The sequence below is a fragment of the Geodermatophilus telluris genome, assembly GCF_900102745.1.
Lineage (GTDB): Bacteria > Actinomycetota > Actinomycetes > Mycobacteriales > Geodermatophilaceae > Geodermatophilus > Geodermatophilus telluris.
Genome location: NZ_FMZF01000008.1, coordinates 113,374 through 139,303, shown reverse-complemented (window position 1 = coordinate 139,303; position 25,930 = coordinate 113,374). Strand labels below are relative to the sequence as shown.

Below are 25,930 nucleotides of genomic sequence, written 5' to 3'. Positions count from 1 at the left end.
GACAGGGCGGGCCGGACTAGAAGGGCGGCGGTTCGTCGTCGGAGTCGGCTGGCTCCTCCGGTGGCGGGCTCTCGGCGGGTGGCGGTGGTGGTCGCACGCCCGGTGGTCTCGTCGTGCGGGTGATGCCCGACGGGGTGGTCACGGTGAGCACCCCGTCGGCGCTCATGTGGAAGTGCCAGCCTCTGGCGAAGGTCTTGAGGCGGTGGTGGCTGCGGCACAGGCAGCACAGGTTGGCGCAGTCCGTCACACCCCCGCAGGCGTGCGGGACGACGTGGTCGGCATCCGCCCAGCCGACGCGCTGGCCGCAGCCGGGGAAGCGGCAGGTGCGGTCGCGGGTGTGCACGAAGGTCTGCTGCGCCGCACTCGGGTCGTGCCGATCGACCGGCGCGGGCCGGTCGAGCACCGCACATCCGCAGTCGGCGGCCGGGTGCTCCGGGCAGCCGCGGCGGGCGAGGCGGCGGAGCTGGTCGAGGGTGGTGGTGGCGCGCAGGGTGCCGTCGTCCTCGGTGAGCGCCAGGGTCACCGACCCGCCCTCGGGCGTGCGCAGCCCCAGCCCGTCGAGGGCGCGCAGCAGCTCGCGGAGCTGCCCGATGGTGATCGGCAGGCCGTTCACCTCACCGGCCTCGTTGCTGTCCCCCGCCAGGGCCGCCCGGGTCGCGGTGATCTGCAGGTGCGCCGTCACCGGCGGGCGGCTGGTGTCCCACGGCCGCTGGATCAGGTCGGCGAGCACGGCGGCGCGCAGCTGGCCGATGGGCCGCTGGTCGCCGTCGCGCTTGAGCAGCGCGGCGAGTTGGTCGACCAGGTCGACGCAGGCCGCGGCCACCGGGGCGGGCAGGTCGGCGGCCAGCGTGCTCATCCCCTCCCGCGGGGAGGGGTAGACGCGCACGTCGGCCTGCCGCTCCGCCTCCTTGCGCCGCACGTCGACGGCGTCGGCGTCCACGGCCAGCAGGGCGGCTACCGCGCGCTTGCGCAGGGTGTGGGTGGTCCAGCCGGCGGCCTGCCCGATCAGCCGGGCCTCCACCTCGCGGGCGACGGCGGGGTCGGTGTGCTGCAGCACCTCCACCAAGACCTTGGCCCGCGCCTCGTCCAGCACCCCCTCGGCGAGCGCCGCCCACGTGGCCGGCAGCGACTCCCGGTACACCCACGCCCGGTGCGCCAACAACGACGCCGAGCGGCGGCCGCAGTTGAGCACCACCGCCAGCTCCGCGGGAAAGAACTCGCTCACCCCGGGCAGCTCCGGGTCCGGCGCCCACGCCCCCCGCCGTGCCCCCGGCGTGCCCGGAGTGGGGTCCAGGTCGTCGGGACTGTCGTCGGCCAGGCCCAGCACCAGCTCGGCCTCGTAGGCGGCGTCCATCGCCTTGCGCGCCTGCACCCGCGTCAGTTCCGCGGCCTTCTGCTCCCGCGACAGCAACGCCACCGGCAACCGCGGCACCTCCGGCGCACCCGCGACGAGCAGGTCGAGCAGACCGCCGTCGCACGGCGGCGCGTCCTCCCCGATCTGCTCCACGAGACGAACCTACGACCGGGGTACGACAGTTATCGCAGCTCAGCGGCTTGAAGTCGGAGTGGTGAGAGGGACGGGACCGCCGAGGAGGGGCCTTGCCGGGTCGCAGTCGCGCACCACGCCTCCGCCGGGGCGCTTCCGCTCGGCGGTGCCGTCACGGGCGCCGTCGGGCCGGGGCTAGGGCCAATTCGACGTCGTGTGGACGACGCACCGCGGTACCCACCGACGGTGGCCTCGCGGTGAGGGGCGAGCCCGAAACAGAACCGTCGCGGATGTAGACGTCTGAGACATCTGTTGCGGAGCTCCGGCCGGCACCGCATGCTCTGCGTGGGCGGGGCCCTGGGGTGTCCCGGGTGCGCCCCGCCCGCCAGACTCTGCTCACAGTTGTGTTTCAGCTCACTCCCAGCGGGCACGCAAGATCGTGAACCGGCCCCGGCGTGGCCGTCGAACCCCCGCGCCGGGGCCGTGTCGTACCCCAGGGCAGGCCCGCAGGGCCGCCCGAGAGGGGCGGCGGCCGGGGTCAGTCCTCGCCGGCCAGCGCGGCCCGCACCCCGGCGGCCACGCTGCCCCGCACCGGCAGCCGCGGCAGCAGCAGCGCCTGGGCCACGTGGTAGGCGTCGGGCTTGCCGGGCCAGGTCGTCGTCCCCACCCGGCCGTCGGGCGTGAGCTCGTGGTGCCAGCTGCCCACGGCGTCGTCGCGGAACAGCGCGGCGTGCGCGTCCCACCGGCGGGGGTCGTCGGCGTAGCGCGGGTCGCCGGTGACCCGGCCGAGGACGGCGGCCGCGCCGATCGCCTCGGCGAGCACCCAGTGCATGCGGGCGGCGACCACCGGCCGGTCGGACCAGTCGAGGGTGTAGACGAAGCCGTCGTGGCCGTCGGCGTGCCAGCCGCGCGCGACGGCCGCGTCGTAGAGCCCGACGGCGTCGTCGAGCAGCCAGCCCGGGGCGTCCGCGCCGAGCGCCGCGCGGGCGTGCAGTGCCAGCCGCGACCACTCGAGCTGGTGGCCCACGGTGACGCCGTAGGGCCGGAACGGGTCCGACGGGCGGTCGGCGTTGAACTCGAGGTCGGGGCGCCAGCCGGCGTCGTAGTGCTCGGGCAGCCGCCAGTCGCGGGAGCGCGCCTCGCCGTGCACCACCCGCTCGAGCACCCGCAGGGCGCGGCCGCGCAGCTCCCCGGCGCGGGGTCCGGCCGCGTCGGCGGCGGCCAGCAGCGCCTCGACGCCGTGCATGTTGGCGTTGACGCCGCGGTAGCCCGAGCACGCCGTCCAGCCGGCGTCCCACTCCTCGACGGCCATCCCGGCGCCGTCGTCCCAGAAGCGCCGGTCCCACACGTCGAGCGCGTCGGCGAGCAGCGCCTCCCCGCCGGGCACCCCGGCGGTGGCCGCGCTCGCCCCGGCCAGCACGACGAAGGCGTGCACGTAGGCGGCCTTGGTGTCGTCGGCGTCGGGGGAGGCCGGCCAGCCGCCGTGGACGGCGTCCCGGAACGGCCCGGTGAGCGCGGCGACGCCGTGCCCGGCCAGCTCGTCGGCGTCCGCCCGGCCGAGCAGCGCGGCCAGCGCGAACACGTGCGTCATCCGCGCGGTCACGTACGTCTCGCGCGGGTGCGCGGGGTCGAGCGAGCCGTCGGCGGCCAGCGACCCGAAGCCGCCGTCGTCCCGGCGGGCGCGGGTGGCGAAGGTCAGCAGCCGGTCGAGCTCACCGGTCAGCAGCGGGGGCACGCCGGGGACGCTAGCGCCCCTCAGCGGCCGCCGGTGGCGCGCTGCTCCAGGCGGACCAGCCACTGCGGGTACCGGCGGGGGAACAGCCGCACCAGCAGGTCGACCAGCTTGGCGTCGGTGCCCACGAGGATGCGCGGCCGGCCCGCCTCGACGCCGTCGACGACGATCCGGGCAGCCTGCTCGGCGGGCATCCGCAGCAGCTTCTCGTTGTAGGTCCGCACGTGGGCGCGCTGCTCGTCGGTGACCTCGATGCCGCGCGCCTCGGCCTCGCGGAGCGTGTTGGTGGCGATGTCGGTCTTGACGCCGCCGGGGTGCACCACGCTCACCTGCACCGGGTGCCCGGCGGCCAGCATCTCGCCGCGCAGGGTCTCGGTGAACCCGCGGACGCCGAACTTGCTGGTGCAGTACGCCGACAGCGAGGGCTGCGCCAGGTACCCGTTGAGGCTGGACACGTTGACGACGTGCCCGTCGCCGGAGGCGATCAGGTGCGGCAGGAACGCCTTGCTGCCGTGCAGGACGCCGAGGAGGTTCACGCGCAGCACGCGGTCGTAGACCTCCCAGTCGCTGTCGAGGACCGTGCCGCCGCCGGCGATGCCGGCGTTGTTGTAGACCTGGTGGACGACGCCGAAGTGCGCGGCCACCGTCTCGGCGTGGGCGAGGACCGCCGCGCGGTCGCCGACGTCGACGCGGGCGGTGTGCACCTCGGCGCCCAGGGCCTTCGCCCGGTCGGCGGTCTCGGCCAGGCCGAGCTCGTCGACGTCGGACAGCGCCAGCCGCGCGCCCCGCCGGGCCAGCTCGAAGGCGAGGGCCCGGCCGATGCCGGACGCGGCGCCGGTGACGACGGCGACCTTGCCGTGGACGCTGCTCATCGCGGTGCTCCTGTGGGGGTCGGGGTCCCGAGACGGGTCGTGACGGGGGAGAGGCGGGCGTGCTCGGCGGTCAGCTCGACGAGCCGGTCGACGACGCCGGGGGCGATGTGGTGGCCCATCCCGGCGATCTCGACGTGCCGCGCACCGGGGACGGCGGCCGCGGTGGCCCGGCCGCCGGTGGGGTGCACCATCAGGTCGCGGTCGCCGTGCACGACCAGCGTGGGCGCGGTGATCCGGCGCAGGTCCGCGGTGCGGTCGCCGGAGGCCTGGATCGCGCTGATCTGGCGGGGGACGCCGGCGCGCGCCCGGGTGCCGCCGCCGCGCTCCCACAGCCCGACGGCCCAGGCGTGCTCGAGCTCGTCGTCGGGCGGGAACGTCGCCGAGCCGATGTGGCCGAGCATCGCCCGGTGCCGCTGCACGTGCTCCTCGACGCTGCGCGGCGCCGCGGCGGCCAGCCGCAGGAGCGTCGAGCGGGCCGGCTGGCCCACCCGCCGCGAGCCGGTGGTCGAGAAGATGGAGGTCAGCGTGGCCACCCGTGCCGGGTGCCGCGCGGCGACGACCTGGGCGATCATCCCGCCCATCGACATCCCGACCAGGTGCACCCGGCCGACGCCCAGGGCGTCGAGCAGGCCGACGGTGTCGGCGGCCATGTCCAGCAGGTCGTAGGCGTCCGGCCGCGGGCGGGCCAGCAGCTGGCGCAGCCGGCCCGGCGGCGGGGTGGCCACCCGGCTGGACCGGCCGACGTCGCGGTTGTCGAACCGGATCACGCGGAAGCCGCGCTCGACGCAGCCGTCGACCAGCCGCTGCGGCCACGACGTCAGGTCGATGCCGAGACCGGCGACGAGCAGCAGCGGCTCGCCGTCGTCCGGCCCGTCGACCCGGTGGCACAGCCGCGGGCCCGCGGGCAGCTCGACGAAGCGGTCCGCCGGGTGCCCGACCGCCTCCGGCGCCTCGAGGAACGCCGTCACGCCGCCACCGTCGCGCGGGCGCGGGAGGAGGAGAAGGCGAGCTCCGGGTCGACCACGCTGTCGGCCCGCAGGAGCTTGACGTCGTCGGCGTAGTCCATGGAGGTCAGCCACGGCATCCGGTCGCCCTGTCGGGGCAGCACGTCGACGGCGCGCTGGATGTATCCGGCGGCGAAGTCGAGGAAGGGCCGGGTGGGCATGCCGGGGTCGCTCGGCTCGGGCGTGCAGGTGTCGTACCCGTGCTCGTCCATGTGCCGCAGCAGGCGGGTGAAGTGCTCGCAGAGCAGGCCGATCTTCAGCGTCCAGGAGCTGTTGGTGTAGCCGATGGCGAAGGCCAGGTTCGGCACGCCGGACAGCATCATCCCCTTGTAGGCGAGCGTCTCCGACAGCTCGACCTCGCGGCCGTCGACCACCGGGCGCAGCCCGCCGAAGGCCTGCACGTTCAGCCCGGTGGCGGTGACGACGACGTCGGCCTCCAGCTCGCGGCCGGACTCCAGCAGGACCCCGTTCTCGGTGAAGGTCACGATCCGGTCGGTGACGACGTCGGCCGTCCCCTCGCGGATCGCGCGGAACAGGTCGCCGTCGGGGACGGCGCACAGCCGCTGGTCCCACGGGTCGTAGGGCGGGTTGAAGTGCTCGTCGACGGCGAAGCCCTCGGGCAGCATCCTCGCGTTGATCCGGCGGATGAGCTTCCGCGCCGCCTGCGGGTGCTTCTGGCAGAACCGGTAGATGAGCCGCTGCTGCGCGATGTTCTTGCGCCGGGTGAGCGCGTAGCCGCGCTCGTCGCCGAACCACCTCCGGAGCGCCGCGGCGATCTTGTCCTCGCGGGGGACGGGCAGCACGTACGTGGGCGTGCGCTGCAGCATCGTCACGTGCGCGGCCGTCCGCGCCATCGCGGGCACGAGGGTGACGGCGGTGGCGCCGCTGCCGATGACGACGACCCGCTTGCCGGCGTACTCGAGGTCGGCGGGCCAGTGCTGCGGGTGCACGACCGGCCCGCGGAAGCGCTCGCGGCCCTCGAAGTGCGGGGTGAAGCCCTCGTCGTAGCGGTAGTAGCCGCCGGCGACGAACACCCAGCCGGCGGTCAGCGTGCTGCGCTCGCCGGTGTCGGTGTGCTCGACGTCGACGGTCCAGCGCGCGTCGGCCGACGACCAGGAGACACCGACGACCTTGCGCTGGAAGCGGATGTGCGCGTCGAGGCCGTTCTCGGTGATCGTCTCGCGCAGGTAGTCGAGGATCCGCGGGGCGTCGGCGATCGACTGCCGGTCGCGCCAGGGCTTGAACTCGTAGCCGAAGGTGTGCAGGTCGGAGTCCGACCGGATGCCCGGGTAGGTGAACAGGTCCCACGTGCCGCCGGAGGCGGCGCGCGCCTCGAGGACGGCGAAGGACGTCCGCGGCAGCTCGGTGCGCAGGTAGCGGGCGGCGCCGATGCCGGAGATGCCGGCCCCGACGACGACGACGTCGAGGTGCTCGGGGGCGGCCGGCGACGGGACGGAGGACATCCGGGCTCCAGGGGAGAGGGGACGGTGCCCTCCCACCATCGGCGGACGGGGTGCCCGCCCGCCAGCACGACGTGCACCACGATGGACGCCTACTGGTGCACACTGCCCCGGTGACGGACGACTGGCCCGAGGTGTCGCCGCGGGTGCGCGAGCTGTTCCGCCGCGGCGCGGAGGTCGCGCTGGACCCGCGGGCGGACTGGGTGACCGACATGCAGGCCGCGGCCCTGGCCGGCAGCCGCATGCGCCCGGTGGCCGAGGACCCGGTGCTGGCCGCGGCCACCCGGCGGGCCACGCTGGCCAACCTGCTGCACTGGGCGGCGGCCAACGTGCAGCGCCCCGGCGCCCGGGTGCCGGTGAACACCGAGCCGGAGGTCCTCGAGGCCGCCCGCGACCTCGTGCGGCGCGGGCTCGACGAGAGCGGCCTGGACACCTACCGCACCGCGCAGGGCGTGGCGTGGCGGCGGTGGATGGAGATCTGCTTCGAGCTGACCGCCGACCCCGTGGAGCTGCGCGCGCTGCTCGACGTCTCGGCGCTGTCGATCACCACGTTCATCGAGGACACCGTCGCCGCGGTGTCCGAGCGGATGGCCGCCGAGCGGGCCGAGCTCACCCGCGGCGCGCACGCCGACCGGCGTGCGGCGGTCACCCTGCTGCTGGAGGGCGCGCCGCTGAGCCGGGCCCGCGCGGAGGCGCAGCTCGGTTACGGCCTGTCCGGGCCGCACACCGCCGTCATCGTGTGGAGCGGGTCGGGCCGCGCCGCGCCCGAGCAGCTGGAGGCGGCGGCGGAGGCGGCGGTGCGGGCCGCGGGCGCGCCGCACCGGCTCACCGTCGTCGCCAGCGCCGCGGCGCTGTGGGTGTGGCTGCCGGTGGGCACCGCGCCGCGCACCGCCGACCTCGCCGCCGCCCTGGCCGGCGCGCCCGACGTCCGGCTGGCCGTGGGCCGCCCCGGCCGCGACGTCGAGGGCTTCCGGCGCAGCCACCTCGACGCGGCCACCACGCAGCGGATGCTGGCCCGGCTCACCTCCCCGCAGCAGGTGGCCCGCTACGAGGACGTGCAGCTGGTGGCGCTGCTGACCAGCGAGCCCACGGCCGTCGACGAGTTCCTCGCCGACACCCTCGGCGGGCTGCTCACGGCCGACGCCGACACCCGCGCCACCGTGCTCACCTACGTGCGCGAGCTGGGCAACGCCTCGCGCACCGCCACCCGCCTCTACACGCACCGCAACACCGTGCTGCGCCGCCTGGCGCGCGCCGACGAGCTGCTCCCGCGGCCCCTGGCCGAGGACGTCCTCGGCGTCGCCGCGGCGCTGGAGGTGCTCCGCTGGCGGGGCGCGTCCGGATGACGCCGGTCCCTGGTGCGGATCCGGACGACGCCGTCCACGATGGACGGCGTCGAGGAGGTCGGCGATGGGGCTGCTGCCGCGGTACGGGCTCGTGCGCGGCGCGCTGTCGGCCACGGCCCGGGTGACCGTGGCCGGGGCGGGCCTGGCCGCGCTGCCCGCCCTCGCGGCCGCCGACCTGCTGGGCAGCACCACCCGCGCGGTGGCCGCGCCCGGCGTGCGCGCCGTCGGCCGGCTGGTCACCGGCGCCGACCCGCTGCCCACCGGCCGGGTCCGCGAGCTCGCCGCGGTGGCGCGCGGGATGCTCGAGCCACCGCACGCGCGCCGCACGCCGCGGGTGTGGGCCGGGCCCGGTGTCGTGCAGGTGGAGGTCCCCGAGCCCGCGCCGGACGCCCCGCCCGACGCCGGCCGGGCGCTGCGCGAGCGGCTCGAGCGCCTCGACGGGGTGCACTGGGCGGCGGTCAACGAGGTGGTCGGCCGGGTGCTGGTCGCCGTCGACGAGCGCCGGGTCGGCGTGGGCGACGTCGTCGAGACCGTGGGCGCGCTGCACGAGGCGGTGGCCGGCGACGCCGGGCTGCCCGAGCGGGAGGACCACCCTGCCGACCTCGAGCCGGTGCTCGCCGCGCTCGCCTCCGCCACCGCTGACCTGCTCGCCGTCGGCGTCGCCGCCCTGGGCCGGGTGCTGCCGGTGCCGCCGCTGTCCCGGCACGCCACCCTGGTCCTGCCGCTGCTCGACGCGCAGGACTGGCTGACCGGCGCGCTCACCCGGCGGATCGGCGGCGTGGGCACCGGCCTGGCCCTCGACGCGCTGTCGGCGACCCTGCACGCGCTCACGCAGAGCTCCACGGTCCCGGCGCTCAACGCCGTCGGCTCGCTGCAACAGGCGCTGGAGGCGCGCGCCCGCCGGCAGGTGTGGTGCCGGCGGGAGGAGGAGCTGTGCCGGCCGCACCCCGACGAGGACCCGCCGAAGGCCGTCGACGCCGGGCCGCGGCCGGAGCCGCTGCCGCCCGGGTCGCTGGAGCGGTACCGGGCGCGGCTGGACCCGGCCACCACGGCCGCCGTGCTCGCCGTCCTGGCGCTGACCCGCCGGCCCAGCCGCGCCGCCGACCTGGTCAAGGCGCTCAGCCCCAAGGCCGCGCTGCAGGGGCGGGAGTCGTTCGCGGCCACCCTGGACCTGCTGCTGTGCCGCGCCGGCGTCGTCCCGATGGACGGGTCGGTCTACCGCCGCCTGGACCGGGTCGACTGCGTGGTCGTCGACGGCGCGGTGCTGTGCACCGGCCCGCCGGTGGTGCTGGAGGCCACCGCCGACACCGCAGCCGGCACCGCGGTCGGCGGGTGGGACGACGCCCGGGTGTGGACGGCGGCCTCGCGGCTGCTGGACGCCGACGGCGACCACGGCGCCGAGGCCGGGACCCGGCTCGGGCCGCCGCGGCCGGCACCCGACGGCGGGCAGCGGCGGGCCCTGTACGCCGGGCGCCGCCGGGTCGGCACGGTGCTCGTCGCCCCCGAGCTCGACCCGCACGCCGAGGCGCTGCTGTGCGCGGCCGTGTCGGCCGGGCACCTGCTGGTGCTCACCGCGCACGCCGGCGCCCGCGAGCTCACCGGCATGGCCGGGCAGGTCGTGGCCGACGGCGAGCCGCTGGCCGACGTCGTCCGCCGGCTGCAGGGCGAGGGACACGGCGTGCTGCTGGTGTCGGCGCTCGACCCCGCCGCCCTGCTGGCCGCCGACGTCGCCGTCGCCCCGGTGTCCCCGGGCCGCACGCCGGCGTGGGGCGCCGACCTGCTCACCGGTCCGGACCTGGCCGCGGTGTGCCGGGTCGTGGCCGCCACCGCCGACGCCCGGGCGGTCAGCCGCCGGTCGGTGCAGAGCGCGCTGACCGGCAACGTCCTGGGCACCCTGCTGGCCGCCGTCGGCTCGCCGCTGTACGGGCAGCGCAAGGCGACCACCCCGGGCAAGACCGCCTCCGTCGCCACCATCCTCGACGGCACGTGGACGGCGGTGCGGGCGGCCCGCCGTCCCGACCCCCCGCCGTCGGTGCACACCCCCTGGCACGCGCTCGACACCGACGACGTGCTGCGCCGGCTGGCCGCGCTGCCCGCGGCGCCGGAGCCGCGGCGGCGCCGGCCGGTGCCGGGGGCGGCGCTGCTGCGCGGGCCGGCCCGGTTCGCCCGGACGGTGGCCGCCGAGCTCGCCGACCCGCTCACCCCCGTGCTCGGCGCGGGGGCCGGGGCCACCGCGGTGCTCGGCGAGAGCGCCGACGCGCTGCTGGTGGGCAGCGTGACCGTGGGCAACGCGCTGCTCGGGGCGCTGCAGCGGGTGCGGGCGGAGACCGCGCTGGAGTCGCTGCTGCTCGAGCAGGACGTGCGGGTGCGCCGCGAGCGCGACGGCGACGTGGTCGAGGTGCCCGCCGGCGAGCTGCGGGTCGGCGACGTCGTGGTGGTCTCCTCCGGCGACGTGGTGGCCGCCGACGCCCGCCTGCTGGCCGCCGACGACCTGGAGGTGGACGAGTCCAGCCTCACCGGCGAGTCGCTGGCCGTGGCCAAGTCGGTGGCCGCCACCCCGGGCGCCGACGTCGCCGACCGCCGGTGCGTGCTCTTCGACGGCACCACGGTGGTGGCCGGCAGCGGTCGCGCGGTGGTCGTCGCCGTCGGCCCGGCCACCCAGGCCGGGCGCGCCACCCGCGCCGCCGGCAGCGGGCCGCCACCGGCCGGCGTCCAGACGCGGCTGGCCGAGCTCACCCGCGCGGTGCTGCCCCTGACGCTGGCCGGCGGAGGCGCGGTGACCGCGCTGGGCGTCCTGTGGCGGCGGCCGCTGCGCGAGGCGGTCGGCGCCGGGGTGGCCGTCGCGGTGGCCGCCGTGCCGGAGGGGCTGCCGCTGGTGGCCACCGTGGCCCAGCAGGCCGCGGCGCGGCGGCTGTCGGGGCGCGGTGCGGTCGTCCGCAGCGCGCGGGTGCTGGAGGCGCTGGGCCGGGTGGACACCGTCTGCTTCGACAAGACCGGCACGCTGACGGAGAACCGGCTGCAGGTGGTGCGGCTGGTCCCGCTGGCCGGGGACCTCGCGGACGACGCCCTGCTCGGCCTCGCCGCGGCGGCCGTCGGCGCCGGCGACGACGAGGCGCACGAGACCGACCGCGCGGTCGTGGCGGCCGCGCGCGACCGGGGGGTGGCCGCGGACGGGCCGCCGGAGGCCAGCGTCCCCTTCGCCACCGGCCGCGGCTTCGCCGCCGCGCTGCGCGGGGGCCACCTGGTGGTCAAGGGCGCCCCGGAGGTCGTGCTGCGCCGCTGCGGGGAGCCGGGCGACGCCGCGGCGCGGGTGCAGGAGCTCGCCTGCGCGGGCCTGCGGGTGCTGGCCGTCGCCGACCGCGCCGTCGACGGGCGTCCCGGCGACCTGGAGGCGGCCGCCGAGGGGCTGACCCTGCGCGGGCTGGTGGGGCTGGCCGACACGGTGCGGCCGTCGTCGGCGGCCGCGGTCGAGCAGCTGCGCGCGGCCGGGGTGCGGGTGCTCGTGGCCACCGGCGACCACCCCGAGACGGCGGCGGCGATCGCCGCGCAGGCCGGGGTGCCGGGGGCCGACCGGGTGGTCACCGGTGCGCAGCTGGCCCGGGCGTCGGAGGCCGAGCGCGCCCGGCTGGTGGCCGGCGCCGCGGTGTTCGCCCGGCTCTCGCCGGAGCAGAAGGTGCTGCTGGTCGGCGCGCTGCGCAAGGCCGGCGCCACGCTGGCGATGACCGGCGACGGCGTGAACGACGCGGCGGCGATCCGGCTGGCCGACGTCGGGGTGGGCGTGGCGGGTGCGGAGTCGCCCGCGGCGCGCAGCGCGGCCGACCTGGTGGTCACCGACGCCGACCTGACCCGGCTGGTCGACGCCGTCGCCGAGGGCCGGGCGCTGTGGTCGCGGGTGCGCGACGCGGTGGCCATCCTCGTCGGCGGCAACGCCGGCGAGGTCGGGTTCACCGTGCTCGGCACCGCGTTCGGCGGGCGGGCGCCGCTGGGCACCCGCCAGCTGCTGCTGGTCAACCTGCTCACCGACATGTTCCCCGCGCTGGCGGTCGCGGTCGCCGCGCCCCGCACCGCCGCCCCGTCGTCCGACGGCGGCCCGCTGTCCGGGCACCCGCTGGAGGCGGTGCTGGCCGCGGGCCCGCAGCGCGGGTTCGCCGCGTCGGTGCGGGAGCTGGTCGCCGTCCGCGGGGTGGCGACGGCGGCCGGGGCCACCGGCGCGTGGGCCACCGGGCGGCTGGCCGGGCGGCGGCACGCCGGGACGATGGGGCTGGCCGCGCTCATCGCCACCCAGCTCGGCCAGACCGCGTGGGCGGGGCGGCGCAGCCCGCTGGTGCTGGCCACGGCCGCGGGCTCGCTGCTGGCGCTGGCCGCCGTCGTCCAGACGCCGGGGCTCAGCCGGTTCTTCGGCTGCCGCCCGCTGGACCCGCTGTCGTGGCTGCTGGTGCTGGCCTGGGCCGCCGCCGGCACCGCCGTCGCCGAGCTGCTGCGGACCCCGGCCGCCGCTCAGGCGGTGGCGAGGATGCGCTCCAGCGCCGCCTCGAAGTACTCCTCGTACAGCTCGCGGACGACGTCCATCCGCTCCTCGGCCACGGCCCGGTTGACCCGCCAGACGTAGCTCTCGTGCAGCTCGCTCAGCTCTGCCTGCACGGCTCCTCCTCTCGTCGGTCTCCCCTCCATCGTCCGCCCGCACGGGCCGGCGACCGCGGAGATCGGGGTGCCGACCGGGTCACACCCGCCCACCGGGAAGGTGCCGCACCGAGCCGGGTCGGCGGGACCACCAGCAGCCCGCCGACACCACCCGGTCCGAGCACCGCCACCCGCGTCGTCATGCCGGTCCTGCGCGTACCCGCCCGCTCGTCCGTGCGGTCCCAGCCGCCCGCGTGCGCGGGCCGGGGCGGGCGGTGTCGGACCCTTGGGTTCGCGCATCCCGTCCGCGGTGTGCGCTTCTCCCGGCCGCGGCCCCGCGCGGGAAGCGCCGGGCGTCGTCTCGACTCCCTCCTCGCTGACCTGCGGAAACTGTCGTACCCGGGTCGTAGGTTCGGTGCGTGCAGGAGATCGAGGAGGACGCGCCGCCGTGCGACGGCGGTCTCCTTGACCTGCTCCTCGCGGGTGCGCCGGGAGGTGCAGCGGCTGCCGGTGGCGCTGCTGTCGCGGGAGCAGAAGGCCGCGGAGCTGGCGCGGTTGCAGGCGCGGAAGGCGATGGACGCCGCGTACGAGGCGGAGCTGGTGCTGGGGCTGGCCGATGACAGTCCCGACGACCCGACCCGCCACGCGGCACCCCGGGCGCGCGGCGGGGGTCGTGGGCGCCGGATCCGGAGTTGCCTGGTGTCTCGGAGTTCTTCACCGCCGAGCTGGCGGTGGTGCTCAACAGCGGCCGCCGCAGCGCCTCCCTGCTCGCGCACCGCGCGTGGGTCTACCGGGAGTCGCTGCCGGCGACCTGGGCGGCACTCGCGGACGGCGTGCTGGACGAGGCGCGGGCGAAGGTGCTCGTCGACGTGCTGCAGCACACCGACCCCGCCGTCGCCCGCGAGGTCGAGTCACGGCTGATCGGCCAGGCGGCCGGCTGGACCACCCACACGCTGCGCAAGCGGGCCGTCGCCGCGTTGCTCGCGGTCGATGCCGACGCCGTCGATGCGCGGCGCAAGGAGGCGGAGCGGCAGGCCGACGTGCGCGTCTACCCCTCCCCGCGGGAGGGCATGAGCACGCTGGCCGCCGACCTGCCCGCACCGGTGGCGGCGGCCTGCGTCGACCTGGTCGACCAGCTCGCCGTCCTCCTGAAGCGGGACGGTGACGAGCGGCCGATCGGGCAGCTGCGGGCCGCGGTGCTGGCGGATCTGATCCAGCGGCCCTGGGACGACTCGCGGCCGCCGGTGACCGCGCACCTGCAGCTCGTCGCCACCCTCGGTGCGCTGCGCGGGGAGTCGGCCGAGGCGGGTGAGGTGAACAGGCTGCCGATCACCATCGGTCAGCTGCGCGAGCTGCTCGCCCAGCTCGACGGGCTGGGCCTGCGCACCCCGGACGGTGGGTCGGCGACGCTGGCGCTCACCGAGCACGACGGCACCCTGCGCGCCACCACCACCCTCGGCCAGCTCCGCCGCCTCGCCCAGCGGGGATGCGCTACCCATCCGGACGACGACTGCGGGTGTGCGGTGCTCGACCGGCCCGCCCCGGTCGCTCGGCACGACCCGAGTGCGGCGCAGCAGGTGTTCGTGCACACCCGCGACCGCACCTGCCGCTTCCCCGGCTGCGGCCAGCGCGTGGGGTGGGCCGACGCCGACCACGTCATCCCGCACGCCTGCGGCGGGCCCACCGACTGCGCCAACCTGTGCTGCCTGTGCCGCAGCCACCACCGCCTGAAGACCTTCGCCCGCGGCTGGCGCTTACAGATGGGCGCCGACGGCGTGCTCACCGTGACCACCCCTTCGGGCATCACCAGGACCACCCGACCACCGGGGATGCGACCACCACCGCCACCCGCCGAGAGTCCGCCACTGGAGCCGGCCGACCCGGACGACCCGCCACCGTTCTGAGCCGCTGGCGGCCCGACCCGCGTCAGCGCACGCGCAGCAGCACCTTGCCGGTGGCGCGGCGCTCGTCGAGCTCGGTGACGGCGGCCGCGGCGTCGGCCAGGTCGTGCACCGTGCCGAGCACCGGCTGCAGGCGGCCCTGCTCGAGCAGCGGCAGCAGGTCGGTCCACTGCTCCTGCACGAAGGCCGGCTCGCCGGACCAGAAGGCCCCCCAGCCGACGCCGACGACGGAGACGTTGTTGAGCAGCAGCCGGTTGACCTTCACCGTGGGGATCTCCCCGCCGGTGAACCCGAGCACCAGCAGCCGGCCCTCGCGGGCGAGGCTGCGCAGCGAGTCGGTGAACCGGTCGCCGCCCACGGGGTCGGCGACGACGTCGACGCCGCGGCCGCCGGTGAGCTCCTTGACCCGCTCACGGAAGCCGTCGGCGAGGACCACCTCGTCGGCGCCGGCGGCGCGGGCCGCCTCACCCTTGGCCTCGCTGGAGACCACCGCGAGCACCCGCGCGCCGTACGCCCTGGCCAGCTGGATCCCGGCCGTGCCCAGGCCGCCGGCGGCGCCGTGCACCAGCACGGTCTCGCCCTCGCGCAGCTGCCCGCGGCGGCGCAGCGCGAAGTGCATCGTCAGGTAGTTCATCGGCAGCGCCGCGCCCTGCTCGAAGGAGACGCCGTCGGGCAGCGGGAAGACGAAGCCCGGGTCGGCCGCGGCCACCTCGGCGAAGCCGCCGAAGCCGGGGAAGGCGGCCACCCGCTGGCCGGCGGTGAACCCGCTGCCCTCCGGGGCGCTGCGGACGACGCCGGCCACCTCGCTGCCCGGCACGAACGGCAGCTCCGGCTTGAGCTGGTACTCGCCGCGGCTGAGCAGCACCTCGGGGAAGGTCACGCCCGCGGCGTGCACGTCGACCACCACCTTGCCGGCGGCGTCGGGCTCGGGGAGGTCGGCGACGGAGATGGCCGAGGGGCCCTCGAGGCTGGTGATCTGGGCGGCGCGCACGCGTCCTCCTGCGGCTCGGGATCCGGGACCGCGAGCTTGTCAGACGGCCGCCCGCGGGCTGCCGACGGCGTCGATCCGGTCCGCGCCGGACCGCTGCCCAGGTCCCGGGCACCGGTCGGGAGGCCGGTGACGCCACCGTGACAGCGCCGTGACGGACGCCGCCCAGGCTCGGGGGCGAGCGCGTCCGGCCGTCCGGGCGTGCCGCGCGGCGGCGAGGCGGTGTCCGATGGTGTGGAACACGGGCCTGAACCGGCTCAGGAACAGCACGGGCGGGACGATCCTCTTCGTGGACCTGGAGGACCCCCGGTACGCGGTCCGGCTCCTCGACGGGTGGTCCCTGGTCAACGGCCCGGTCTTCCCGTGGTGCGAGAACACGCTGGAGGTGAGGAGCAAGGCCTTCCGCATCCACCGGGGACCGAGCACCTCGTCGACGGTGGCGCTGCACCTCTTCCAGAACTACCGGGACGACACCTGCTACCACATCCCCGGGCCCGGCCCCCTGTGGAGCAACCGGAGAGGCATGGGGGAGGGGCCCAGTTCCTACCTGGACGTGGTGATCGACGCGGACTTCGTGCCCACCGCGGTCGCCGCCGTGCCGGCCCTGGTCCCGGCGGTCGCCGAGCGGGCCGAGGACGACGACGCCGCCCACCGGGAGGACGTGGAGAGGGCCCTCGAGGCGCTCCGCCGGACCGCGGGGGTATGAGCGACCGCGCCCCGCTCGTGCCCGGCGGGGCCGGTGACCACAGCGGAGGAGGCAGCGGTGACGGACGAGCGGACCGACCGGGGACCGGTGTTCGACGGGGTCAGGATCGGGCGGCCGGCCACGGGCGCGCTGCTCGACGCGGGGTACCGGACCCTCGCGGACCTCCCCGCGGACCTCGGGGAGCTCGCCGCGCTGCACGGCGTGGGACCCGGCGCCGTCGCGCGGCTCGCGGCGGCGCGCGCCACCTGATCCGCGCCGGCCCCGCCGACGCCGATCGACCGCCGCCCGCGGCCTCTGGAAGGCTGCCCCCGGACCCGACCCCCGGAGGTAGCACGTGTTCACCAAGGTCCTGGTCGCCAACCGCGGGGAGATCGCCGTACGGGCGTTCCGCGCCGCCTACGAGCTCGGCATCGGCACGGTCGCCGTCTTCCCGTGGGAGGACCGCAACTCCGTGCACCGGCTCAAGGCCGACGAGAGCTACCCGATCGGCCAGGAGGGGCACCCCGTGCGGGCCTACCTCTCGGTCGAGGAGGTGGTCGGCGCCGCGCGGCGGGCCGGCGCCGACGCCGTCTACCCGGGGTACGGGTTCCTCTCGGAGAACCCGGAGCTCGCCGAGTCGTGCGCGAACGCCGGCATCACCTTCGTCGGCCCGCCGGCGTCGGTGCTGGAGCTGACCGGCAACAAGGCGCGGGCCATCGCCGCCGCCCGCGAGGCGGGGCTGCCGGTGCTCGCCTCCACCGAGCCCAGCGACGACGTCGACGCGCTGGTGGCCGCGGCGGCCGACCTGCCGTTCCCGGTGTTCGTCAAGGCCGTCGCCGGCGGCGGCGGGCGGGGCATGCGCCGGGTGGCCGACCCCGCCGAGCTGCCGGCCGCGGTGCAGGCGGCGATGCGCGAGGCGGAGTCGGCCTTCGGCGACCCGACGGTGTTCCTCGAGCAGGCGGTGGTCGACCCGCGGCACATCGAGGTGCAGGTCCTGGCCGACGGCGCGGGCAACGTGGTGCACCTGTTCGAGCGGGACTGCTCGGTGCAGCGCCGCCACCAGAAGGTGGTCGAGCTCGCACCGGCGCCCAACCTGGACCCGGCGCTGCGGGAGCGGATCTGCGCCGACGCGGTCGCCTTCGCCCGCGCCATCGGCTACGTCAACGCCGGCACCGTGGAGTTCCTGCTCGACCGCGAGGGCCGGCACGTGTTCATCGAGATGAACCCGCGCATCCAGGTCGAGCACACGGTCACCGAGGAGGTGACCGACGTCGACCTGGTGCAGAGCCAGCTGCGGATCGCGGCCGGGGAGACACTGGCCGACCTCGGGCTGTCGCAGGACACCATCCGGCTGCGCGGGGCGGCGCTGCAGTGCCGGATCACCACCGAGGACCCGGCCAACGGCTTCCGCCCCGACACCGGCCGGATCACCGCCTACCGCTCGCCCGGCGGCGCCGGCATCCGCCTCGACGGCGGCTCCTCGCTGGGCGCGGAGGTCGGCGCGCACTTCGACTCGATGCTGGTCAAGCTCACCTGCCGCGGCCGCGACTTCGCCACCGCCGTCGCCCGCGCCCGCCGTGCGGTGGCCGAGTTCCGCATCCGCGGCGTGGCCACCAACATCCCGTTCCTGGCCGCGCTGCTCGACGACCCCGACTTCGCCGCCGGCCGGGTGACGACGTCGTTCATCGAGCAGCGGCCCGAGCTGCTCACCGCCCGCAGCTCCGCCGACCGCGGCACCCGGCTGCTCACCTACCTGGCCGACGTCACGGTGAACGAGCCGCACGGGGCGCGCCCGCACCTGGTCGACCCGGTGCAGAAGCTGCCGCGGGTGGACCTGCGCACCCCGCCGCCGGACGGCTCCCGGCAGCGGCTGCTCGCCGCCGGGCCGGAGGCCTTCGCCGCGGAGCTGCGCGGGCAGACGGCGCTGGCGGTCACCGACACCACGTTCCGCGACGCGCACCAGTCGCTGCTGGCCACGCGGGTGCGCACCAAGGACCTGCTCGCCGTCGCCGGGCACGTGGCGCGCACCGTGCCGCAGCTGTTCAGCCTCGAGTGCTGGGGCGGGGCGACCTACGACGTGGCGCTGCGTTTCCTGCACGAGGACCCGTGGGACCGGCTGGCCGCGCTGCGCGAGGCGGTGCCCAACGTCTGCCTGCAGATGCTGCTGCGCGGCCGCAACACGGTCGGCTACACCGCCTACCCGGAGGCGGTGACCGACGCCTTCGTCCGGGAGGCCGCGCGCACCGGCATCGACGTGTTCCGGGTGTTCGACGCGCTCAACGACGTCGCCCAGATGCGCCCGGCCATCACCGCCGTCCGGGAGACCGGCACGGCGGTCGCGGAGGTGGCGCTGTGCTACACCGGCGACCTCTCCGACCCCGGCGAGTCGCTGTACACGCTGGACTACTACCTGCGGCTGGCCGAGCAGATCGTCGACGCCGGCGCGCACGTGCTGGCGATCAAGGACATGGCCGGCCTGCTCCGCCCGCCGGCCGCCGCGACCCTGGTGAGCGCGCTGCGCGAGCGGTTCGACCTGCCCGTGCACCTGCACACCCACGACACCGCCGGCGGCCAGCTCGCCACCCTGCTGGCCGCCTGGCAGGCCGGCGTCGACGCCGTCGACGGTGCGGTGGCGAGCATGGCCGGGACGACGTCGCAGCCGCCGCTGTCGGCGATCGTGGCGGCCACCGACGCCACCGAGCGGGCCACCGGGCTCTCGCTCGCCGCCGTCAACGACCTCGAGCCGTACTGGGAGGCCGTGCGGCGGGTGTACGCGCCCTTCGAGTCGGGGCTGGCCGCGCCCACCGGGCGGGTGTACCGGCACGAGATCCCCGGCGGGCAGCTGTCCAACCTGCGCCAGCAGGCCATCGCGCTGGGCCTGGGTCAGCGGTTCGAGGAGGTCGAGGACGCCTACGCCGCCGCCGACCGGCTGCTCGGCCGGCTGGTCAAGGTCACGCCGTCGTCCAAGGTGGTCGGCGACCTCGCGCTGCAGCTGGTCGGCTCCGGCGTCTCGGTGGACGACTTCGCCTCCGACCCCGGCAAGTACGACCTGCCCGACTCGGTCATCGGGTTCCTGCGCGGCGAGCTCGGCGACCCGCCCGGCGGCTGGCCCGAGCCCTTCCGCAGCCGGGCGCTGGAGGGCCGCCGTCCCGCCGAGCCGCCGGCGGACCTCTCCGCCGACGACGAGCGGGGCCTGGCCGAGGACCCGCGGGCGACGCTGAACCGGCTGCTGTTCCCCGGCCCGACGCGCGAGCACCTCGCGCACGGGGAGGCCTACGGCGACGTGTCGGTGCTGCCCACCAAGGAGTTCCTCTACGGCCTGCGGCCCGGCGACGAGCACGCCGTCGACCTCGAGCCCGGCGTCACCCTGCTCATGGGCGTGGAGGCCGTCTCCGACCCCGACGAGCGCGGCATGCGCACCGTCATGTGCACGCTCAACGGGCAGCTGCGGCCGGTCAGCGTGCGCGACCGCTCGGTGGACGCGCAGGTCAAGGCCGCGGAGAAGGCCGACCGCTCGGTGCCCGGCCAGGTGGCCGCGCCGTTCGCCGGCGTCGTCACGCTGCAGGTCGCCGAGGGCGACCGCGTCGAGGCCGGGGCGCCGCTGGCCACCATCGAGGCGATGAAGATGGAGGCCGCGATCACCGCCCCGGTCGCCGGGACCGTCGAGCGGCTGGCCATCGGCCGGGTGCAGCAGGTGGAGGGCGGTGACCTGCTCGTCGTCCTGGCGTGAGGACCGTCGGCCGGCGTGCGCCTGCACCGGCGCGCGCCGGCCGTCCGGCACCATCCGTCCCGTGCCCGCAGCGCGGCCGGACGCGGTCACCGTCTGGCGGAGGACCGCCGTCCTGGCCCTCCTGCTGCTCCTGGCACTGTGCCTGCTCGGGGGCTGCCAGACCTTCGCGTGGGACGTCGGGGAGACCTGCACGCTCGTCGAGGGGCAGACCTTCGACCTCGGCTTCTGGGCTGCGCACCGGAGCGACTCGCTGCTGCCGCCGTACTCCAGCCCCTGCAACGCGGACTTCGACCGGGTGCCGGGCTGGCTGAACCCGGCGATCGCGGTGACCGCGGGGGCGTGCGCCGTGGCCGCCACCGGCCACGCCGCCTGCCGGCTGGTGGCACGGCGCCGCACCGCGCACCCGCCCCGTCGCTGAGCCGCGACGCTGGGTGGTCCTCCGGCGCGGCGTGTCCCGGGTCGAGCGGACCGGGTGGTTCAGCTGGGCCCGGGCCGGGCATGCACCCGGTGCGCACACCGCCCCGTGTCGCCGTGCGGGCACGGGGCGCCGACCGCCACGACGGACCGTGGACGCTCCGCGCGCGGTCCGTGGCGGTGCCCTCCGGCGGAGGGCCGACGGGCGGGGACACCCCGCGGCAGCAGGACGGGACGGAGCCGAGTGTGACCACGGTCGAGAGGGGTCGGCGGACCCTGGGGGGCCGCTACGAGCTGCAGGAGCTCATCGCCACCGGGGGCATGGGGCAGGTCTGGCGCGGCCGCGACGTGCTGCTGGACCGGCCGGTGGCGGTGAAGGTGCTGCGCAGCGAGTACGCCGACGACGCGACCTTCCTCGCCCGCTTCCGCGCCGAGGCCCGGCACGCCGCGGCGCTGAGCCACCCGAACATCGCCGCCGTCCTCGACTACGGCGAGGGCACCGCGGACGACACGGGCGAGCGCCTCGCCTACCTGGTGATGGAGCTGGTGGAGGGCGCGCCGCTGTCGGCGGTGCTCGACGAGCAGGGGCCGCTGCCGCCCGCCGCCGCGCTGTCGGTGCTCTCCCAGGCCGCGGCCGGGCTGGCCGAGGCGCACCGGGCCGGCGTCGTGCACCGCGACGTCAAGCCGGGCAACATCCTGGTCCGCCCCGACGGCGGCGTGAAGCTCACCGACTTCGGGATCGCCTGGTCGGCCGAGAGCGTGCCGCTCACCGGCACCGGCCAGATCATCGGCACCGCCCAGTACATGGCGCCCGAGCAGGCCGCCGGCGAGCGGGTCAGCCCGGCCAGCGACGTCTACGCGCTGGGTCTGGTCGGCTACGAGTCGCTGACCGGCCACCCCGCCTTCGAGGGCACCAACCCGGTGACCGTGGCGCTCAAGCAGGTGCGCGAGGAGCCCGAGCCGCTGCCGGCCGAGGTGCCGGCGGGGGTGCGGCACCTCATCGACGCGGCGCTCGCCAAGGACCCGCACGGGCGGCTGCCCGACGGCGACGCCTTCCTGCACGCCATCGAGGAGACCGTCGCCGAGTCGCCGTCGGCCGCGCCGTCGACCCGGCCGATCCCGCCGGCCGCCGTGGTGGCGGCGACCCCCGACGCGGTGGTCGAGGACGCCGGCGGTGCCGCGCCGCCGCGGACGGGGGCCGCTCCGGCCGGCGACCGCGGTCGCCGCCGGCGGCTGCTGCTGGTCCTCGCCGTGCTCGCGGTGGTGCTGCTCGGCGGCGGCGCGGTCGCGCTGGTCGGCGGCCTGGGCGACGGGGACGGCGCCGCGCCGACCGCTGCCCCGTCGTCGGCGCCGGGGGTGCAGACCGAGGACACCGTGGTGCTCAACCCCGCGGCCTACGTCGGGCGCCCGGTCGAGGACGTCGCCGCCGACCTCGCCGACCTCGGGCTCACCGTGGGGCAGACCGCCCGGGTGACCGCGGACGCCGCTCCCGGCACCGTGACCGCGCTGGACCCGGCCGGCACCGCGGTGCGCTCCGGTGACCGGGTGGAGGTCACCGTCGCCGCCGCGCCGCCGACTCCCGCGCCCGAGCAGCAGTCCGCTCCGGCCGAGGACGCGCCGGCGCCCGCGGACGCACCGGAGTCCTCCGCGGAGGCGCCGCCCGCCGACACCGCGCCCACGGAGACCGCGCCGACGGACGCGGCGCCCACGGACACGGCCCCGACGGAGACCGTGCCGAGCGAGACAGCACCGACGGAGACCGTGCCGAGCGCGACCGTGCCGAGCGACGCCGCGCCCACGGACTCGACGCCGACGGAGACCGCACCCACGGACAGCACGCCCACCGACAGCACGCCCACCGACAGCACGCCCACGGACAGCACGCCGACGGAGACCGCGCCCACCGGGACCGCCCCGGCGGAGACGGCGCCGACCGACACTGCGCCGAGCGGCGGAGCGGCCCCTGGGAACGGGGGCGGCGGCAACGGCCGCGGCGGGAACGGGACCGGCGGCGGCCCGCCGTCGGCGGTGGCGCCCGCCGCCTGACCGGTCTCAGCCGGCGTCGACCGCGAGGAACGGCGCCGGGTCGGCGGGCACCTCGCCGGTGCGGGCGAAGTCCGCCCACACCCGGCGCACCACCCGCCCGGCCGCCTCGACGTCGGCCCAGGGCGTGCCGGCGAGCAGCGCCGAGTGCTCCCAGGTGCGCCGGTGCGGGAAGAGCAGCGGCAGGTCGGTCGCGTGCGCGCCGGTGGTCGGCGCGCCGGGCGGGCCGAAGGAGAGCGTGTAGCGGTGCGCGCGGCCCCCGGCCCGGCGGTGACGGCGGGCGAACCGGTCGGCGTCGCGCCCGTAGATGCGCCAGGTCAGCACCCGGACCACCGCCTCGACCAGTGCGCGGCCGACGCCCGGGACCCGCGCCAGCCGCCCCGCGGCCGGCACCAGCGGCACGAAGAAGGCGACCTCCCGGCTGGTGGTGCCGACCAGCACGTCGACCTCGGGCGCCACCGCCGCCCACGCCGCCGCCCGCGCGTCCTCGGCCGGCAGCGGCGGGAACCCGTACTGGGTGCCGAACGGCATCGCGGCGGCCAGGCCGTGCCGCCGGGCGCGCCCGGCCACCCGCGCCTGGTGGGCGACCACCTCCTCGACCGGGGCCTCCGCGCCGACCCGGCGCGCCTCGGCCGCCATGGCCGCGCTCATCCGGGCCCGTCCGCGGGACAGCCCCAGCGGAGCGCTCTGCACGATCGCCCGGCGGAACAGCCCGCGGGCCCCCTCGGCCACCATCAGGTGGGCCACCGCGTCACCGCCGGCGGACTCGCCGAACAGCGTCACCGCGTCGGGGTCCCCGCCGAACCCGGCGACGTTGCGCCGCACCCACCGCAGCGCCTCGAGGAGGTCCAGCAGGCCGAGGTTGGCCGGCCGGTCGCCGTCCGCGCCACCCACGTCGCCCAGGAAGCCGAGCAGCCCCAGCCGGTAGGTGACGCCGACGACGACGACCCGCTGCTCGCGCACCAGCGCCGCGGGGTCGGTCATCGGCGCGTCGCCGGCGCCGTTGACGTACGAGCCGCCGTGCACCCAGACCAGGACCGGCAGCCCCGCCCCGGGGCCGGTGTCCTCGGGCACCGTCACCGAGAGCCGCAGGCAGTCCTCGTCGGCGACGAGGTCGCCCATCGGCTCGACGAAGAGCCGCTCGAGCTCGGGGGCCTCCGGCTGCGGGCAGGCCGGCGCCCACGCGGTCGCGTCGACGACGCCGGTCGCGGGCGGCTCGGCCACGGGGCGGGCGAACCGGGCGGCCCGGGCGTAGCGGATGCCGGTCGCCCGCAGCACGCCGTCGGCGCGCCACCCGGTGAACGTCCCGGCGGGGCAGGCGAAGCGCGGTGCGGTGGCCGTCCCGGTCACGCCGCGGGGGTCGCCGATCCCGTCGCCCGAGCCGTCGCCGTCGCCGTCCGGGCGGCCGTGCCGAGGCCGGCGGCGAGGGCGTCGAACACCCGCTGCTGGAAGGCGCGCATCGCCGGGGCGCTGGTGTGCAGCTCCACCTCGGCGGCGTGGTACATCCCCGGCTCGAGGTGCAGCTGCACGGGCACGCCGGCCGAGGCCAGGCGGCGGGCGTAGGCGACGTCCTCGTCGTGGAACAGGTCGAGGTCGCCGACACCGATCCAGGCCGGCGGCAGGCCCGACAGGTCGAGACGGCGGGCCGGCACGGCGTACGGGCGCGGCTCGTCGGCGCGGGGCGGGTGCCCGAGGTAGGCGGCCCAGGCCCAGGTGTTCGACCGCGGCGTCCACACCAGCCGGCCGCGGCGGCCGGGGGAGCCGCGCAGCGCCGTCCGGTCGTCGAGCATCGGGTACACCAGCAGCTGGAAGGCCACCGGGACGCCCTCGTCGTGCGCCCGCTGCGCCAGCGCCGCCGCCAGCCCGCCGCCGGCGCTGGCGCCGCCCACCGCCACCCGGGCGGGGTCGACGCCGAGGTCGGCGGCCGTGGCGTGCAGGTGGCGCAGCGCCGCGGCGAGGTCGTCGAGCGCCGCCGGGAACGGGTGCTCGGGCGCCAGCCGGTAGCGGGCGGCGACCACCACGACGCCGAGGTCGCGGGCCATCCGGCTGCACAGGTCGGCATCGCCCTCGGGCCGGCCGACGACCGTGCCGCCACCGTGCACCCACAGCAGCGCCCCGCCGGTGGGCTCGGCCGGCCGGTGCACGAGCACGTCCTGCCCGCCGGGGACGTCCTGCCGCACCACCTCGACGCCCTCGACCGCAGCGGTGGGGCCCAGGAACACGCGCCGGGCCAGCCGCAGCTCGGTGCGCGAGCCGATGCCGAGGGGCAGCCACAGACCGCGGGTCCGCAGCTCGGGCGGGACGGCCCGGACCGTGCGGGCCCGGCGGGCGACGGCGGTGGTCAGCGCGGCGAGCGCGGCCGCGGTGGCCAGCCGGCGCGGGGTGGAGGAGCTCACCGCAGGACCGTAGCGGCGCCGGTGGACGGGCCGGTCAGCCGCCCGCGGCCCGCCGTCCCGGCAGCAGGCGCCCCAGCAGCAGCGTGCCCAGCCCGGCCACCACGACGGTGAGCAGCGCCACCCGCAGGCTCGTCGCGTCGGCCACCGCGCCGATCAGCGGCGGGGAGAGCAGGAAGCCGATCCGCAGCAGCCAGTTGACCGCCGTCAGCCCCGTCCCGTGCCGGAGCCCGGGCAGCTCGTCGGCGGCCTCGTACACGGCCGGGACCAGCGTGGCCACGCCCAGGCCGGCCAGGGCGAAGCCGGCCAGCGTGGTGGGCACCGAGGGCAGCGCCAGGGCCAGGCCCATCCCCGCGGCGGTGAGCGCACCGCCGGCACGGGCCACCCGGCGCCGGCCGAACCGGTCGACGACGCGGTCACCGGTGAGCCGCCCGACGGTCATCGCCGCCGACAGCGCGACGAAGCCCAGGCCCGCGGTGGCCGCCCCCGTGCCGAGCTCGGTGCGCAGGTACAGCGCGCTCCACGAGGCCCCGGCGTCCTCGACCACCGCGCCGCAGGTGGCCAGCACGCCGAGCACCGCGAGCGCCAGGACGGCGGACCGCCGGCGCGGGGCCTCCCGCGGCGGCTCCGCGGCCGCGGTGCCGGGCTCCTGCTCCGGCTCGTCGCGGCCGGGCAGCACGGCCCGCGACGCGGCGAGTGCGACCGCCCCGAACAGGAGCGCCGAGGTCCCCAGGTGCACCACCAGCGGCACGCCCAGGCCCGCGGCGGCCGAGCCGAGCAGCCCGCCGGCGACCGCACCGGTGCTCCAGACGCCGTGGAAGGCGTTGAGGATGGAGCGCCCGTAGAGCCGCTGCACGCGCAGCCCGTGCGCGTTCTGCGCGACGTCGACGACCGCGTCGAGGGCGCCCACCACCAGCAGCGCGGCGGCCAGACCCAGCCAGTTGGGCGCCACCGACACCGTCCACACGGTGACGCCGAGCAGCACGAGACCGGTGGAGGCGACCCGGCCGGAGCCGAACCGGCGGATGAGCGCCGCCGCCGACAACCCGGCCAGCAGCGCGCCCAGCGGCAGGGCGGCCAGCGCCGTGCCCAGGGCGGTGCTGCTCAGCCCGAGCTGGGCCTTGACCTCCGGCAGCCGGGGCACCAGGCCGGCGTAGAAGACGGCGTTGAGGAAGAAGCAGGCGGCGACGGCGGCGCGGGCGCGGCGCAGCCGGGCGTCGACGGCGGGGGGAGCGAGGGGCACGGGCGGGGTCCTG

At 77.4% G+C, this 25,930-nt stretch carries 17 protein-coding genes; 8 read left to right on the top strand and 9 right to left on the bottom strand.

The window, feature by feature from the left end:
- Positions 1-16: 16 nt before the first annotated feature.
- From BLQ97_RS21725 to BLQ97_RS21705, 5 genes are all read right to left on the bottom strand, one after another.
- Entirely contained in the window at positions 17-1,507 is a 1,491-nt protein-coding gene (locus BLQ97_RS21725; protein WP_245692612.1) for an HNH endonuclease signature motif containing protein, read from the bottom strand.
- 517 nt (positions 1,508-2,024) lie between these two features.
- Positions 2,025-3,221 carry an AGE family epimerase/isomerase gene (locus BLQ97_RS21720; protein ID WP_245692610.1) on the bottom strand — a complete coding sequence of 399 codons (1,197 nt, stop codon included), beginning with the start codon at positions 3,219-3,221 and terminating at the stop codon, positions 2,025-2,027.
- A gap of 20 nt (positions 3,222-3,241) precedes the next feature.
- Entirely contained in the window at positions 3,242-4,090 is an 849-nt protein-coding gene (locus BLQ97_RS21715; RefSeq protein ID WP_091368945.1) for an SDR family NAD(P)-dependent oxidoreductase, read from the bottom strand.
- A complete protein-coding gene (locus tag BLQ97_RS21710) occupies positions 4,087-5,058 on the bottom strand; it encodes an alpha/beta fold hydrolase (protein WP_091368942.1) in 972 nt (323 codons plus the stop codon). The genes BLQ97_RS21715 and BLQ97_RS21710 overlap by 4 nt, the downstream gene beginning before the upstream one ends.
- Positions 5,055-6,557 carry a flavin-containing monooxygenase gene (locus BLQ97_RS21705; RefSeq protein WP_091368938.1) on the bottom strand — a complete coding sequence of 501 codons (1,503 nt, stop codon included), beginning with the start codon at positions 6,555-6,557 and terminating at the stop codon, positions 5,055-5,057. Before BLQ97_RS21705 ends, BLQ97_RS21710 begins: the two co-directional genes overlap by 4 nt.
- Before the next feature lie 110 nt (positions 6,558-6,667).
- Here BLQ97_RS21705 and BLQ97_RS21700 point away from each other — a divergent pair, with 110 nt between their 5' ends.
- From BLQ97_RS21700 to BLQ97_RS21690, 3 genes are all read left to right on the top strand, one after another.
- On the top strand, positions 6,668-7,900 hold the full coding sequence (locus BLQ97_RS21700) for a PucR family transcriptional regulator (protein WP_245692608.1): 1,233 nt from the start codon (positions 6,668-6,670) through the stop codon (positions 7,898-7,900).
- Between the two features lie 64 nt (positions 7,901-7,964).
- Entirely contained in the window at positions 7,965-12,509 is a 4,545-nt protein-coding gene (locus tag BLQ97_RS21695) for an HAD-IC family P-type ATPase (RefSeq protein ID WP_091368935.1), read from the top strand.
- A 703-nt stretch (positions 12,510-13,212) separates the two neighbouring features.
- Positions 13,213-14,424 carry an HNH endonuclease signature motif containing protein gene (locus tag BLQ97_RS21690; RefSeq protein ID WP_091368934.1) on the top strand — a complete coding sequence of 404 codons (1,212 nt, stop codon included), beginning with the start codon at positions 13,213-13,215 and terminating at the stop codon, positions 14,422-14,424.
- A 22-nt stretch (positions 14,425-14,446) separates the two neighbouring features.
- Here BLQ97_RS21690 and BLQ97_RS21685 read toward each other — a convergent pair whose 3' ends face one another.
- Entirely contained in the window at positions 14,447-15,412 is a 966-nt protein-coding gene (locus BLQ97_RS21685; RefSeq protein ID WP_091368931.1) for an NADPH:quinone oxidoreductase family protein, read from the bottom strand.
- A gap of 226 nt (positions 15,413-15,638) precedes the next feature.
- Between BLQ97_RS21685 and BLQ97_RS21680 the strand changes: the two genes are divergently transcribed.
- The 5 genes from BLQ97_RS21680 (at position 15,639) to BLQ97_RS21660 (ending at position 22,284) form a co-directional block, all read left to right on the top strand.
- Positions 15,639-16,115, top strand: coding sequence for a hypothetical protein (locus BLQ97_RS21680; protein WP_091368930.1), 477 nt, complete (start codon positions 15,639-15,641; stop codon positions 16,113-16,115).
- Positions 16,116-16,172: 57 nt separating this feature from the next.
- Positions 16,173-16,364, top strand: coding sequence for a hypothetical protein (locus tag BLQ97_RS21675; protein WP_091368927.1), 192 nt, complete (start codon positions 16,173-16,175; stop codon positions 16,362-16,364).
- Positions 16,365-16,449: 85 nt separating this feature from the next.
- Positions 16,450-19,824: a pyruvate carboxylase gene (locus BLQ97_RS21670; RefSeq protein ID WP_091368924.1), complete on the top strand. Its 3,375-nt coding sequence runs from the start codon at positions 16,450-16,452 to the stop codon at positions 19,822-19,824.
- Positions 19,825-19,885: 61 nt separating this feature from the next.
- Positions 19,886-20,242 carry a hypothetical protein gene (locus tag BLQ97_RS21665; RefSeq protein WP_139173783.1) on the top strand — a complete coding sequence of 119 codons (357 nt, stop codon included), beginning with the start codon at positions 19,886-19,888 and terminating at the stop codon, positions 20,240-20,242.
- A 242-nt stretch (positions 20,243-20,484) separates the two neighbouring features.
- Positions 20,485-22,284 (top strand): serine/threonine-protein kinase, encoded by a 1,800-nt coding sequence (locus tag BLQ97_RS21660; protein WP_245692606.1) that lies wholly within the window; start codon positions 20,485-20,487, stop codon positions 22,282-22,284.
- A 6-nt stretch (positions 22,285-22,290) separates the two neighbouring features.
- Here the strand turns inward: BLQ97_RS21660 and BLQ97_RS21655 are convergent, their stop codons facing one another.
- The 3 genes from BLQ97_RS21655 to BLQ97_RS21645 are packed head-to-tail and all read right to left on the bottom strand — an operon-like array spanning position 22,291 to position 25,917.
- The gene (locus BLQ97_RS21655; protein ID WP_175471869.1) at positions 22,291-23,631 is read right to left on the bottom strand and encodes a carboxylesterase family protein; all 1,341 of its coding nucleotides are present in this window, start codon (positions 23,629-23,631) and stop codon (positions 22,291-22,293) included.
- Entirely contained in the window at positions 23,628-24,677 is a 1,050-nt protein-coding gene (locus tag BLQ97_RS21650) for an alpha/beta hydrolase (RefSeq protein WP_217637314.1), read from the bottom strand. The genes BLQ97_RS21655 and BLQ97_RS21650 overlap by 4 nt, the downstream gene beginning before the upstream one ends.
- 34 nt (positions 24,678-24,711) lie before the next feature.
- Complete coding sequence (locus BLQ97_RS21645) at positions 24,712-25,917, bottom strand: MFS transporter (RefSeq protein WP_091368915.1); 1,206 nt, start codon at positions 25,915-25,917, stop codon at positions 24,712-24,714.
- Between the last annotated feature and the right edge of the window lie 13 nt (positions 25,918-25,930).